General features: G+C 65.0%; 10 protein-coding genes. 8 read left to right on the top strand and 2 right to left on the bottom strand.

Features of this window, described 5'->3' with window-relative positions:
* Positions 1-150 precede the first annotated feature (150 nt).
* Positions 151-2877 (bottom strand): DNA mismatch repair protein MutS, encoded by a 2727-nt coding sequence (gene mutS, locus AAFX91_RS19000; protein WP_394567415.1) that lies wholly within the window; start codon positions 2875-2877, stop codon positions 151-153.
* 198 nt (positions 2878-3075) lie between these two features.
* Here mutS and pcaF point away from each other — a divergent pair, with 198 nt between their 5' ends.
* The 3 genes from pcaF to pcaG all read left to right on the top strand — a co-directional run bounded on the left by pcaF (position 3076) and on the right by pcaG (position 5787).
* Positions 3076-4284: a 3-oxoadipyl-CoA thiolase gene (gene pcaF / locus AAFX91_RS18995; RefSeq protein ID WP_394567414.1), complete on the top strand. Its 1209-nt coding sequence runs from the start codon at positions 3076-3078 to the stop codon at positions 4282-4284.
* Between the two features lie 205 nt (positions 4285-4489).
* Positions 4490-5191: a protocatechuate 3,4-dioxygenase subunit beta gene (pcaH, locus tag AAFX91_RS18990; protein WP_282528808.1), complete on the top strand. Its 702-nt coding sequence runs from the start codon at positions 4490-4492 to the stop codon at positions 5189-5191.
* Positions 5191-5787: a protocatechuate 3,4-dioxygenase subunit alpha gene (gene pcaG / locus AAFX91_RS18985; protein ID WP_394567413.1), complete on the top strand. Its 597-nt coding sequence runs from the start codon at positions 5191-5193 to the stop codon at positions 5785-5787. Before pcaH ends, pcaG begins: the two co-directional genes overlap by 1 nt.
* A 162-nt stretch (positions 5788-5949) precedes the next feature.
* Here pcaG and AAFX91_RS18980 read toward each other — a convergent pair whose 3' ends face one another.
* The gene (locus tag AAFX91_RS18980) at positions 5950-6876 is read right to left on the bottom strand and encodes a LysR family transcriptional regulator (protein ID WP_394567412.1); all 927 of its coding nucleotides are present in this window, start codon (positions 6874-6876) and stop codon (positions 5950-5952) included.
* 136 nt (positions 6877-7012) lie between these two features.
* Between AAFX91_RS18980 and AAFX91_RS18975 the strand changes: the two genes are divergently transcribed.
* The 5 genes from AAFX91_RS18975 to AAFX91_RS18955 are packed head-to-tail and all read left to right on the top strand — an operon-like array spanning position 7013 to position 13554.
* Positions 7013-8068 (top strand): class 1 fructose-bisphosphatase, encoded by a 1056-nt coding sequence (locus AAFX91_RS18975; RefSeq protein ID WP_394567411.1) that lies wholly within the window; start codon positions 7013-7015, stop codon positions 8066-8068.
* 11 nt (positions 8069-8079) lie between these two features.
* Positions 8080-8955, top strand: coding sequence for a phosphoribulokinase (locus AAFX91_RS18970; protein WP_130580521.1), 876 nt, complete (start codon positions 8080-8082; stop codon positions 8953-8955).
* Complete coding sequence (gene tkt / locus AAFX91_RS18965; RefSeq protein WP_130580520.1) at positions 8952-10976, top strand: transketolase; 2025 nt, start codon at positions 8952-8954, stop codon at positions 10974-10976. Before AAFX91_RS18970 ends, tkt begins: the two co-directional genes overlap by 4 nt.
* A gap of 2 nt (positions 10977-10978) precedes the next feature.
* On the top strand, positions 10979-12061 hold the full coding sequence (gene fba / locus AAFX91_RS18960) for a class II fructose-bisphosphate aldolase (protein ID WP_394567410.1): 1083 nt from the start codon (positions 10979-10981) through the stop codon (positions 12059-12061).
* Between the two features lie 32 nt (positions 12062-12093).
* Positions 12094-13554: a form I ribulose bisphosphate carboxylase large subunit gene (locus AAFX91_RS18955; protein ID WP_394567409.1), complete on the top strand. Its 1461-nt coding sequence runs from the start codon at positions 12094-12096 to the stop codon at positions 13552-13554.
* The last annotated feature ends 10 nt before the right edge of the window (positions 13555-13564 follow it).

The following is a 13564-nucleotide window of genomic DNA, read 5'->3' as shown; positions in this document are numbered from 1 at the left end:
GTTCATCCTCGACTCCGTCACACCATCAATGTGAGGGACGACCGCCCGCCCTCCAAGCGAGCCGCGCGCAGCGCGCCACCCATAGCGCCGTAGCAAGCGCGGCTCGCTTGGAGGGCAGCCCGGGGCCCGTTACCCCATCTACGGCAGGGTCTACTGCTTCGGCAGTTTTGCCCTCAGCGCGTAGAGCGCTTCCAGCGCCTCGCGTGGCGACATCTCGTCGGGGTGCAGCGCTTTCACCGCCTCCACCAGAAGCTCTGCCTCGCTCGGCGGTGCTGCTTCCGCGGCGGCGCGGGAGGGGATGGCGAACAGCGGGAGGTCATCGACCAAAGCGCGCGCGGTCTGGCCGCGGTCCTGCGCCTCCAGTTTCGCCAGCACGGATTTCGCCCGGGTGATCACCGCTGGCGGCAATCCTGCGAGCTTTGCCACCTGGATGCCGTAGGAACGATCCGCCGAGCCCGGCAGCACCTCGTGCAGGAACACGACATTGCCCTGCCATTCCTTCACCCGCACCGTGGCGTTGAACAGTCGCGGCAGTCTTGCCGAGAGCGCGGTGAGCTCGTGATAATGCGTCGCGAACAGTGTGCGGCAGCGGTTGTTCTCATGCAGATGCTCGATCGCGGCCCAGGCGATCGAGAGGCCATCGAAGGTCGCCGTGCCACGGCCGATCTCGTCGAGGATCACCAGCGAGCGTTCGCTCGCCTGGTTGAGGATCGCCGCCGTCTCGACCATCTCGACCATGAAGGTCGAGCGTCCCCGCGCGAGGTCATCAGCCGCGCCGACGCGGGAGAACAGGCGGTCTATAATGCCAATCCGCGCCCGCGACGCCGGCACATAGCTTCCGATCTGCGCCAGCAGCGCGATCAGCGCATTCTGGCGCAGGAAGGTCGATTTGCCGGCCATGTTCGGACCGGTGAGGAGCCAGAGCTGTCCGGATTTCTGCGCCGGCCCCGGTGAGAGGTCGCAAGCGTTGGCGATGAACGGCTGGCCATCGCGCTTCAAGGCCTGCTCGACCACCGGATGGCGGCCCCCTTCGATCGCAAAGCCTAGGGAATGCTCGACCTCGGGCCGCACGTAGTTCTCGTCGACCGCGAGCTTTGCGAGCGCGGTCGCGACATCGAGCAGCGCGAAGGCGTGCGCGGCGGCGCGCAGATCGTCGCTTGCGGCAAGCGCCATGGCGCTGAGCCGGTCGAAGATCTCGAGCTCGAGATTGAGCGAGCGGTCGCCGGCATTGGCGATCTTGGCTTCGATCTCGCCGAGTTCGGAGGTGGTGAAGCGGACCTGGCCGGCGAGCGTCTGGCGATGGATGAAGGTCGCGTTCAAGGGCGGCGTCATCAGTTTGTCGCCGTGCTGCGCGGTCACCTCGACGAAATAGCCGAGCACATTGTTGTGCCGGATCTTGAGCGCCTTGACGGAGGTCACCTCGGCGTAGCGCGCCTGCATCGAAGCAACGACAAGGCGTGAGGCATCGCGCAGGTTTCGGCTTTCGTCCAGCGCAGCTTCATAGCCTTCGCGAACGAAACCGCCGTCGCGCTTGATCAGCGGCAATTGCTCGGCGAGCGCGCGCTCGAATTCATGCGCTAAGTCCCGCGACGGGCGGCGCAGCGCCTCCATTACGGCCACGATTTCAGCGGGCGGCTGATCGAGCTGCGCCAGCCGCACCAAGGCCTGATCGGCGGCCAGGATGCCGTCGCGGAGCCCTGCGAGATCGCGCGGGCCGCCGCGGCCGACCGATAGCCGCGCCAACGCGCGGGACATGTCGGGCGCCGCGCGCAGCACGCTGCGGATATCCTCGCGTGCGGCACTATCCGCGACGAAGGCCGAGCTCGCATCGAGCCGCCGCGTGATCGCAGCGCTGTCAGTGAGCGGCGCCGCGAGCCGCTGCGCCAACAGGCGCGAGCCGGCAGCGGTCACGGTGCAGTCGATCGCATCGAGCAGCGAGCCGCGGCGTTCGCCGGCGAGCGTTCGGGTCAATTCGAGATTGGCGCGCGTCGCCGGGTCAATCGCCATCGTCGTGCCGACCGCTTCGCGCGAGGGCGGCGACAATGGCGGCCGTTTGCCCACCTGCGTGCGGTCGATATAGGTGACGGCGGCCGCGGCGGCGGTGGCTTCCAATCGCGACATCGCGGCGAGGCCGTCCATGGTCGCGACCGCGAAATAGTCGCACAGCCGCCGCTCGGCGGTGGCGCCGTCGAAGACGTCACGGGTGAGCGGCGTCACCGCCGGCAATTCTCGCAGCAGTGCCCCGAACTCGACGTCATTATAGAGCGCGTCGGCGACGATGGCTTCATTCGGATTGATCCGCGCCAGCGTCGCCGGAAGCTCCGCGACGGAGCATTCCGTCACCATGAATTCGGAGGTCGAAATATCGATCCAGGCGAGCCCGATGCGGTCGCCGCCGGACGAGCCGCGGGCGCGCGCAATCGCCAGAAGGTAATTATTGGTGCGGGCATCGAGCAGCGTGTCTTCGGTCAGCGTGCCCGGCGTCACCAGCCGAACCACGTCGCGCTTCACGACGCTCTTGTTGCCGCGGGCGCGCGCCGTCGCCGGATCCTCGCTCTGCTCGCACACGGCGACGCGGTGGCCGGCCGCGATCAGCCGGTGCAAATAGTCCTCGGCGCGTTCGACCGGCACGCCGCACATCGGGATGTCCATGCCCTGGTGCTTGCCGCGTTTGGTCAGGACGATGCCGAGCGCCTTGGAGGCGATCTCGGCGTCCTCGAAGAACAATTCGTAGAAATCGCCCATCCGGTAGAACAGGAGCAGGCCCTGATTGGCGGCCTTGATCTCGAGATACTGTTCCATCATTGGCGTGACGCGCATGGGCGCTTCCGCGCTCGGCGTTTCGGATGGAACGGGAATAGGCTGCTGGACGGTCATGAGGGGGCGGAAACTACAAAATTTCGTCCTTCCGTCCCACCGCTTTGCCGGCCGATTGAAGGTTTTCCACCCTCTCCACGTCGTGAGAGCGGGCGAGGGGCGCGTTCCCGTCAATTGACCTCTCGTCTGGGCGCTCCTAAAACTCGGCCCCAATCCAAGCCTCTAGCGCCGAACCGGCGGCAATCAGGGAGAGAATCGATGCGTGATGTCTACATTTGTGATGCCGTCCGGACCCCGATCGGCCGCTTCGGCGGATCTCTCGCCAAGGTGCGCACCGACGATCTCGCCGCCACCCCGATCAAGGCGCTGATGGCGAAGCATCCGAATCTGGACTGGGCGCAGGTGGATGAGGTCTTTTTCGGCTGCGCCAACCAGGCCGGCGAGGACAACCGCAACGTTGCGCGCATGGCGCTGCTGCTCGCGGGCATGCCTGATACGGTTCCCGGCCAGACGCTGAACCGGCTTTGTGCCTCCGGCCTCGACGCGGTCGGCGCCGCCGGCCGCGCCATCCGCGCCGGCGAGATCGATTTCGCGATCGCCGGCGGTGTTGAATCGATGACGCGGGCGCCGTTCGTGATGGGCAAGGCGGCGGAAGCGTTCTCGCGCTCGGCCGAAATCTTCGACACCACGATCGGCTGGCGCTTCATCAATCCCCTGATGAAGGCGCAGTATGGCGTCGATGCGATGCCGGAGACCGGCGAGAACGTCGCCGAGGAATTCCAGGTCTCGCGCGCTGACCAGGATGCGTTCGCGATCCGCTCGCAGCAGCGCGCAGGCGCCGCAATCGCGGCCGGCTATTTCGCCGAGGAGATCACGCCGGTCTCCGCGCCGGGCGGCAAGGCGGGCCCCATTACCGTTGACAAGGATGAGCATCCGCGTCCGGAGACGACGCTGGAAGGCCTCGCCAAGCTGAAGCCGGTGGTGCGCAATCCCGGCACGGTGACGGCCGGCAATGCCTCCGGCGTCAACGACGGCGCCGCCGCCATGATCCTTGCGTCCGAGGCCGCCGTGAAGAAGCACGGGTTGACGCCGCGGGCGCGCATCCTCGGGCTCGCGTCCGCCGCGGTGCCGCCGCGCATCATGGGCATCGGCCCGGTGCCGGCGACGCGCAAATTGATGGAGCGGCTCGGCCTCAAGATCACTGATTTCGATTTGATCGAGCTCAATGAGGCCTTCGCCTCGCAAGGCATAGCCTGCCTGCGCCAGCTCGGGGTCAAGGAGGATGCCGACTTCGTGAACCCGCATGGTGGCGCTATCGCGCTCGGCCATCCCCTCGGCATGAGCGGCGCGCGGCTCGCCCTGACGGCGGTGCATGGCATGGAGAAGCGGGGCGGAAAGCTTGCCTTGGCAACCATGTGCGTCGGCGTCGGCCAAGGCGTTGCGGCAGCGATCGAGAAGTTCAACTAAGTGCTTGACCCTCATGGTGAGGAGCCGCGCTCTTCGCGCGGCGTCTCAAACCTCATCCTTCGAGACGCCGCGCAAGCGCGGCTCCTCAGGATGAAGAGATAGAGTTGACCTGAAAGAGCGAAAACACCGCTTTTCCGGGTTAGTTATATCCTATAATGATTCGACGGCTGGCTCACCGGCAAGGAGCGCCAGGGAGGAAATCGTCATGACCTTGCTCTATCCGCTGCAATCGCTCGCGGCGCATCCGCCGCGGCTATCGCCAGGCTATCGCTCGACGGTCAAGCGCGCGCCGCAAAAGCCGCTGATTCCGATCCGGCAAACGCTCTCCGAACTGACCGGCCCGGTCTATGGCCACGAGACCGTGCGCGAGAACGACAACGACCTCACGATCCAGCACAAGGGCGAGCCGCTTGGCGAACGCATCATCGTGCACGGCCATGTGCTCGACGAGGACGGCCGCGGCGTGCCCAACGCGCTGGTCGAGTTGTGGCAGGCCAATGCCTGCGGCCGCTACGTCCATGTCGTCGATCAGCATCCGGCGCCGCTCGATCCGAACTTCACCGGCGCCGGCCGCGCGCAGACCGATGCGAGCGGCTATTACAGGTTCATCACGATCAAGCCCGGCGCCTACCCGTGGGGCAATCACCACAACGCCTGGCGCCCGGCCCACATCCATTTCTCGGTATTCGGCCATTCCTTTATCTCGCGCCTGGTGACACAGATGTATTTCCCGGCCGATCCCTTGTTTCCGTTCGATCCGATCTTCAATTCGGTGACGGATGAGAAGGCGCGCGCGCGGATGATCTCGTCGTTCGATCTCGAGAACACCCAGCCGGAATGGGCGCTGTGCTACCGCTTCAACATTGTCCTGCGCGGCAGGAACGCGACGCCGATGGAGAATAAATAGTGAGCGAGCAGCGGCCGGACGGCATCACGCCATCGCAGACGGTCGGCCCGTATTTCAAATACGGCCTGACGCCGAACGGAGAGTACGCGTGGAACGACGCCTTCACCAACAATCTGATCACCCCGGACGTTTCCGGCGAACGCATCCGCGTCGAAGGCACGGTGTTCGACGGCGACGGCGTGCCGGTGCCGGACTGCATGCTGGAGATCTGGCAGGCCGACGCGCAGGGCCGGTTCTCCGATCCGCAGGATGCCCGCGCGTTGCCCAACAGTTCGTTCAAGGGGTTTGGCCGCGTCGGCACCGATGCCAAGGGCGGCTACTCCTTCGACACCATCAAGCCGGGCCAGGTACCTGATCCGGACGGCAAGCCGCAGGCGCCGCACATTTTGCTCGCGGTGTACGCGCGCGGCATGCTGCTGCATCTCTACACCCGGATCTATTTCGACGATGAAGCGGCCAACGCCACCGATCCCGTGCTGGCGCTGGTGCCGTCGGATCGCCGCGCGACGCTGATTGCCAAGCGCAAGGCGAGTGCGGTCTACGTGCTCGACATCCACCTGCAGGGCGACAACGAGACGGTGTTCTTCGACGTGTGACTCCCGGCCGTCATTGCGAGGAGCGAAGCGACGAAGCAATCCATCTCTCCGCAAGTGGAGGCATGGATTGCTTCGCGGAGCCTGTCATCGGGCGGCGCTACGCGCCGACCCGGTGGCTCGCAATGACGGGGTCCGCGTTCTGAGCGTAAATATGCGCTGTCCTCATCGCGCATTCGGCAAATAGCGCGATCCCTCCTTTCCCAAAAACTCTAGCATCGCCTGCGCCGGCGGCAGCAGGATCTTGTCGGCGCGGCGCATCGCGTGCCATTGGCGCATCACGGGCAGGCCCGCGACCTTGAGCACCACCAGCCGCCCTTCCTCCAGTTCGTGGAACACGGTGTGCTGGGAAATGAAGGCGATCCCGAGCCCGGCCATCACCGCCTGCTTGATGGTCTCGTTGCTGTCCATGGCCATGCCGACCTTGGGCTCGATCCGATGCTTCTGGAAGAACTGCTCCATCAGCATCCGCGTGCCGGAGCCGTGCTCGCGGGTGATGAAGGTCTCAAAGGCGAGATCGCTAGCCGCGACGCGCTTCTTTCCATTGAGCCGATGATCGGCGGCGGCGATGATCACGTGCGGATGCCTGCCGAGCGGGCGCATCTCGACCTCGATGTCCGGTGGCGGCTGCCCCATCACGGCGATATCGAGATCGTAGCCGCGCAGCGCGTCGCGGATGTCCTCGCGGTTGCCGATCCTGAGCGTCACGTCGATCTTCGGGTAGCGCTGCGAGAACGCCGCGATCGCGAACGGCACGAAGTATTTCGCGGTGCTGACCGCGCCCACCGCGACACGCCCGCCGCTCTTGCCCGCAATCATGTCGAGCGACTGTTCGCAGTCGGCGAGCGCGGATTCGATGCGCTCGACCAGCGCGAGAACGGTGCGGCCGGCATCGGTCAACGCCATGCCTTCAACTGTGCGCTGGATCAGCGGCAGGCCGGCGAGTTCCTGCAGGTTGCGAAGCTGCAGGGTGACCGCCGGCTGGGTGAGGTTGAGCCGGTTCGCCGCGCCCGTGATCGAGCCGGCCGCATGCACGGCGGTCAATGCGCGTAGCTGACGAAGGGTGAGGTCGCGCGAGAAATGGCCCGGCATGAACACCTCCATAAAAAATACTTTGGACACACTTAAGATATTAAAATTTCACTAATTCGGCAATTCGCGTGTTGATAGTGGAGACAGCGACTCCACCCCGGAGCCGCGTCAAGCGAAGTCCCGTCGAGAGGGCTCGATGAATGGGAGAGCGGCCGTGGATCATCTTCCTGCATTGCATGCCTATCTCGACGATCCCGCGCGTCAGGACAGCGTCCGCGCCGCAGCCGTCGCGGTGGTGGAGGCGCTGGCCGCGGCCGCGGTCGAACTCGCAGGCGTCATCGCCTCGGGCCCGCTGGTCGGCATCACCGGCCGCGACGGCGCGGTCAACCCCGACGGCGACACCCAAAAGGACATCGATGTTGTCGCAGATCGGCTGATGCGCGATGCCCTGCGCACAGCGCCGGTGGCCGCCGTGCTCTCGGAGGAAGTGGAACTGCCGGAGACGCTCGATGCCGAGGCGCCGCTCTGTGTCGCGATCGACCCGCTCGACGGCTCGGCCAATCTTGCGAACAACATCTCGGTTGGCACCATCTTTTCGATCCGGCCCAAAGCGCGTGACATCCTCTCGACCTTCTTCGAGCCCGGCACCGCGCAGATCGCCGCGGGCTTTTTCATCTATGGCCCGCAGACCGTGCTGGTCTTGGCACTCGACCAGCGCGTCGATGTCTTCACGCTGTATCCCCCGACGCGCGAATTCGTGCTGACCGGGCGCGGCGTTCGGATACCGCCTGATACGCCGGAGTTCGCGATCAACGCCTCCAACCGCCGGCACTGGAGCGGCGCGGTGCGCGGCTATATCGACGAATGTCTCGCCGGCGCCAATGGCGAGTGCGGCCGCGATTTCAACATGCGCTGGATCGGATCGCTGGTGGCGGAAGCCTACCGCATCCTGGTCCGAGGCGGCGTCTTCCTCTATCCGGCCGATGTGCGCCCGGGCTACCGCGAGGGCCGCCTACGCCTGCTCTACGAAGCCCACCCCGTGGCGCTGATCATGGAATGGGCTGATGGCGCCGCCTCCAGCGGGCGCGCCCGCATTCTCGAGCTTTCGGCACGGACGCCGCACCAGCGGGTGCCCTTGATCATGGGATCGCCGCGCACCGTGCGCGACATCGATATGATGCACGAAGGTGTCGAGCCGCTGTTCGAAAACGCCGACGCGCCCTTGTTCGCGCGCCGCGGACTGTTTCGCTGAAGGAGGCCGGCATGTCGCGGCGTCACCCCATCATATCGGTCACGGGTTCTTCCGGCGCCGGAACGACGTCGGTCAGGAAGACCTTCGAGAACATCTTCCGGCGCGAGAATGTCAGCGCCGCCTATGTCGAGGGTGACGCCTTCCACCGCTACGACCGCGCCGAGATGCGCAGCAAGATGGTCGAGGAGGCCGATCGCGGCAACAAGCATTTCAGCCATTTCAGCCCCGAGACCAATTTGTTCGAGGATCTTGAAAAGCTGTTCCGCGACTATAGCGAGTCCGGCACCGGCACGACGCGGCACTATGTGCACGACGGGGACGAGGCGCGGCTCTATGGCGGGGATCCCGGCACTTTCACCCAATGGGAGCCGTTGCCGGAGAATTCCGATCTCCTGTTCTACGAGGGCCTGCATGGCGCCGTCGTCACGGACAAGGTGAACGTCGCCAAATATGCTGACCTCAAGATCGGCGTCGTCCCCGTCATCAATCTCGAATGGATCCAGAAGCTGCATCGCGACCGCAGCCACCGCGGCTATTCCACGGAGGCGGTGACCGATACCATACTGCGGCGCATGCCTGACTATGTGAACTACATCTGCCCGCAGTTCACCGAGACCGACATCAACTTCCAGCGCGTGCCGACGGTCGACACATCGAATCCGTTCATCGCGCGCTGGATCCCCACACCGGACGAATCGATGGTCGTGATCCGGCTGAAGAACCCGCGCGGCATCGATTTTCCCTATCTGCTCTCGATGATTCCGCACAGCTTCATGTCGCGCGCCAATTCGATCGTGATCCACGGCGCCAAGCTCGATCTGGCGATGCAGCTCATCCTCACCCCGCTGATCCTGCAACTGATGGAACGAAAGAGGCGAACGATATGACCGCACTTGCGTCTGTGGCCAGCCGCGCCCAAGTCAGCCATGCCGAGATGGCGAACGCCATCCGCTTCCTCGCCATCGATGCCGTCGAGAAGGCGAAGTCCGGGCATCCGGGCATGCCGATGGGCATGGCCGATGTCGCGACCGTGCTGTTCTCGCGCTTCCTCAAATTCGATCCCGATGACCCGGCCTGGCCCGACCGCGACCGCTTCATCCTCTCCGCCGGCCATGGCTCGATGCTGCTCTACGCGCTGCTGCATTTGACTGGCTATGAGAGCGTGACGCTCGATCAGCTCAAGGCGTTCCGCCAGTGGGGATCGACAACTCCAGGCCATCCCGAATATGGCCACACGCCCGGCGTGGAGACGACCACCGGCCCACTCGGGCAGGGCATCGCGACCGCCGTCGGCATGGCGCTCGCCGAGCGGTTGATGAACGCGCGGTTCGGAGATGAACTCGTCGACCACTTCACCTACGTCATCGCCGGCGACGGCTGTCTGATGGAAGGCATCAGCCACGAGGCGATCTCGCTCGCGGGCCATCTACGGCTGAACCGGCTGATCGTGCTGTTCGACGACAACCGGATCTCGATCGATGGGGCGACGTCGCTGTCCTGTTCGGACCATCAGCTCGCGCGCTTCAGGGCCTCCGGCTGGTCGGCCTGTCGGATCGACGGCCATGATCCGCAAGCGGTTGCGAGGGCGATCGATGAAGCCAGGAAGAGCGACCTGCCGTCACTGATCGCCTGCCAGACCGTGATCGGCTTCGGCGCGCCGAATCGGCAAGGCAGCGAGAAGGTTCATGGTGCACCGCTCGGATCGGAGGAGGTCGCCAAAACGCGGGCGGCGCTTGATTGGCGCTACCAGCCATTTGAAATTCCGCCAGCCGTGCTTGCGGAATGGCGCGAGATCGGCGCGCGCGGCCGTGCGGCGCGGCGTGCCTGGATCGAGCGTTCACGGCGCGCCTGCAACGGCGGCGGCAGGTCGCCGTTCCACGATGCGCTGAACAAGAAGTTGCCTGGCGTCTATACCGAGGCGATGGCGAAGCTGAAGGAGCGTTTCGAGCTCGAACGTCCGAAGCTTGCGACACGGCAGGCATCGCAACACGTGATCGATGCGATCGCCGAGGTGCTGCCCAACCTGCTCGGCGGCTCGGCCGACCTGACGCACTCCAATCTCACGCTAGCGAAATCGCAAGTGCCGGTTCGCTCGGGCTGGCTGCACGGCAGCTATATCCACTATGGCGTCCGCGAGCATGCGATGGCGGCGGCGATGAATGGCATCGCGCTGCACGGCGGCTTCGTCCCCTATGGCGGAACATTCCTCGCGTTCGCCGACTACAGCCGCCCCGCGATCCGGCTCGCGGCGCTGATGGGCATCCGCGTCATTCACGTCATGACCCATGATTCGATCGGGCTGGGCGAGGATGGCCCGACCCACCAGCCGGTCGAGCATCTCGCCGCGCTCCGTGCGATTCCCAATCTGCTGGTGTTCCGTCCTGCCGATCCAATCGAGACCGCGGAAGCCTGGGATTGCGCGCTGCAAGCCGAGACCTCGCCGTCGATCCTGTGCCTGTCGCGGCAGGCGCTACCCGCCTTCCGCGACGTGACCGATACCAACTACGTCGCGCTCGGTGCCTATGTGGCGATCGAGCCGGACGGAGGCCGTGACGTCACGCTGATTGCAACCGGCTCGGAAGTATCGATCGCGCTCGAGGCGGCGAAGCTGCTTGGAAGCGAGAACATCCGCGCCGCCGTCGTTTCCGCGCCGTGCTTCGATTTGTTCCGGAAGCAGCCGCGCGACTATCAGGCCAAGGTGCTGGGCGATGCGCCGTGCGTCGGCATCGAGGCTGCCGTCGAAGGCGATTGGGCGCGCTGGCTCGGCGACGACGGCGAGTTCGTCGGCATGAACGGTTTCGGCGCCTCCGCACCGGCCGACGTGCTCTACCGCGAGTTCGGCATCACGCCGGCCGCCGTCGCTGCCGCGGCCAGGCGCGTGATCCAGAGGGCAAACGAAAGGAAATAAGCATGGCGCGGATAACCCTGAGGCAATTATTGGATCATGCCGCCGAACGCGGCTACGGCGTGCCGGCCTTCAACATCAACAATATGGAGCAGGGGCTCGCGATCATGGAGGCCGCATCCGCCTGCGATGCGCCCGTCATCATCCAGGCCTCGCGCGGCGCGCGCGCCTATACGGGCGACGTCATGCTGTCGAAGATGATCGATGCGCTCGAGGAGATGTATCCGGACGTACCGCTCTGTCTGCATCTCGATCATGGCAACGAGGAATCCACCTGCACCACCGCGATCCGCTACGGCTTCACCTCGGTCATGATGGACGGCTCGCTGAAGGCCGATGCCAAGACCGCAGCCGATTACGACTACAATGTCGGTATCACCCGCCGCGTCGTCGAGATCGCGCACTGGGTCGGCGCCTCCGTCGAGGGTGAGCTCGACGTGCTCGGCTCGCTCGAGCATGGCGGCGGCGAGCAGGAAGACGGCCACGGCGTCGAAGGCAAGCTCAGCCATGACCAGCTCCTGACCGATCCCGACCAGGCGGTCGATTTCGTCCGCGCCACCAAGGTGGATGCGCTCGCGATCGCGATGGGCACTTCGCATGGCGCCTACAAGTTCACGCGGCGGCCCGATGGCGACATCCTCGCGATGCGCGTGGTGGAGGAGATCCATCAGCGGCTGCCGAATACACATCTGGTGATGCACGGCTCGTCCTCGGTGCCGCAGCCATTGCAGGACATGTTCAACCAGTTCGGCGGCGAGATGCCGCAGACCTGGGGCGTTCCGGTCGAGGAGATCGTCCGCGGCATCAAGCACGGCGTGCGCAAGGTCAATATCGATACCGACTGTCGCCTTGCGATGGCCGCCGCCTTCCGCAAGGTCGCGACCCAATCGAGAAGCGAATTCGATCCGCGCAAATTCTTGAAGCCCGCGATGGAAGCCTTGCGCGATCTTTGCCGTGACCGGTTCGAGCAGTTCGGCACCGCGGGCAATGCCGGAAAGATCAAGGTGATTCCGCTTTCCGAGATGGCGAGGCGCTACCGCGCCGGCGCGCTCGATCCGCAAATTGGGGCGATGACCGAAGCAGCGTGAGGGGCACGCCAGAACAATTTCAGGAGGACCATATGAACATGCAGTCGATGACCCTGCGCGGCAAGGATCGCTACAAATCCGGCGTGATGGAATACAAGCGCATGGGCTATTGGGAGCCCGATTACGTACCCAAGGACACCGACGTCATCGCGCTGTTCCGCGTCACCCCGCAGGACGGCGTCGATCCGACCGAAGCCTGCGCGGCGGTGGCCGGCGAATCCTCGACCGCGACCTGGACCGTGGTGTGGACCGATCGCCTGACGGCGGCGGAAAAATATCGCGCGAAGTGCTACCGCGTCGATCCGGTGCCGAGTTCGCCCGGCAGCTATTTCGCCTACATCGCCTACGATCTCGACCTGTTCGAGGCAGGCTCGATCGCGAATCTCACCGCATCGATCATCGGCAACGTCTTCGGCTTCAAGCCGCTGAAGGCGCTGCGGCTCGAGGACATGCGGCTGCCGATTGCCTATGTGAAGACGTTCCAGGGGCCGGCGACCGGCATCGTGGTCGAGCGCGAGCGGCTCGACAAGTTCGGGCGTCCGCTGCTCGGCGCCACTGTCAAGCCGAAGCTCGGCCTCTCCGGCCGCAATTATGGCCGCGTCGTCTATGAGGCGCTGAAGGGCGGGCTCGATTTCACCAAGGATGACGAGAACATCAACTCGCAGCCCTTCATGCATTGGCGCGAGCGCTTCCTCTACTGCATGGAGGCGGTGAACCGGGCGCAGGCCGCGACCGGCGAGATCAAGGGTACCTATCTCAACGTCACCGCGGCGACGATGGAGGACATGTACGAACGCGCCGATTTCGCTCGCGAGCTCGGCTCCGTCGTCATCATGATCGATCTCGTGATCGGCTACACCGCGATCCAGTCGATGGCGAAATGGGCGCGCAAGAACGACATGATCCTGCATCTGCACCGCGCCGGCCACTCCACCTACACCCGGCAACGGTCGCATGGCGTCTCGTTCCGTGTGATTGCAAAATGGATGCGGCTCGCGGGCGTGGATCACATTCACGCCGGTACTGTCGTCGGCAAGCTCGAGGGCGATCCGAACACGACGCGCGGCTACTACGACATCTGCCGCGAGGACTTCAATCCGATGCAGCTCGAGCACGGCGTGTTCTTCGACCAGAATTGGGCCAGCCTTAACAAGCTGATGCCGGTGGCCTCGGGCGGCATCCATGCCGGCCAGATGCATCAGTTGCTCGACCTCTTGGGCGAGGACGTCGTGCTGCAGTTCGGTGGCGGCACCATTGGTCACCCGCAGGGCATCCAGGCGGGCGCCACCGCCAACCGCGTCGCGCTGGAAGCCATGATCCTCGCCCGCAACGAGGGGCGCGACTACGTCCATGAGGGGCCGGAGATCCTGGCCAAGGCTGCGCAGAGCTGCACGCCGCTGCGCGAGGCGCTCGAGGTCTGGAAGGACGTCACCTTCAACTACGAATCGACCGATGCTCCGGATTTCGTTCCGACACCGAGCGTCGCGGTCTGAAAGGAGCTTG

Origin of the sequence: Bradyrhizobium sp. 31Argb, assembly GCF_043638955.1 — a bacterium.
Taxonomy (GTDB): domain Bacteria; phylum Pseudomonadota; class Alphaproteobacteria; order Rhizobiales; family Xanthobacteraceae; genus Bradyrhizobium.
This window is presented reverse-complemented; position numbering and strand designations above follow the sequence as displayed.

Excerpts from the sequence above, each read along its gene's own strand:
- mutS (WP_394567415.1), bottom strand. The coding sequence starts at position 2,877 with ATGACCGTCCAGCAGCCTATTCCCGTTCCATCCGAAACGCCGAGCGCG.
- pcaF (WP_394567414.1), top strand. The coding sequence starts at position 3,076 with ATGCGTGATGTCTACATTTGTGATGCCGTCCGGACCCCGATCGGCCGC.
- pcaH (WP_282528808.1), top strand. The coding sequence starts at position 4,490 with ATGACCTTGCTCTATCCGCTGCAATCGCTCGCGGCGCATCCGCCGCGG.
- AAFX91_RS18980 (WP_394567412.1), bottom strand. The coding sequence starts at position 6,876 with ATGCCGGGCCATTTCTCGCGCGACCTCACCCTTCGTCAGCTACGCGCA.
- AAFX91_RS18975 (WP_394567411.1), top strand. The coding sequence starts at position 7,013 with ATGAATGGGAGAGCGGCCGTGGATCATCTTCCTGCATTGCATGCCTAT.
- AAFX91_RS18970 (WP_130580521.1), top strand. The coding sequence starts at position 8,080 with ATGTCGCGGCGTCACCCCATCATATCGGTCACGGGTTCTTCCGGCGCC.
- tkt (WP_130580520.1), top strand. The coding sequence starts at position 8,952 with ATGACCGCACTTGCGTCTGTGGCCAGCCGCGCCCAAGTCAGCCATGCC.
- fba (WP_394567410.1), top strand. The coding sequence starts at position 10,979 with ATGGCGCGGATAACCCTGAGGCAATTATTGGATCATGCCGCCGAACGC.
- AAFX91_RS18955 (WP_394567409.1), top strand. The coding sequence starts at position 12,094 with ATGAACATGCAGTCGATGACCCTGCGCGGCAAGGATCGCTACAAATCC.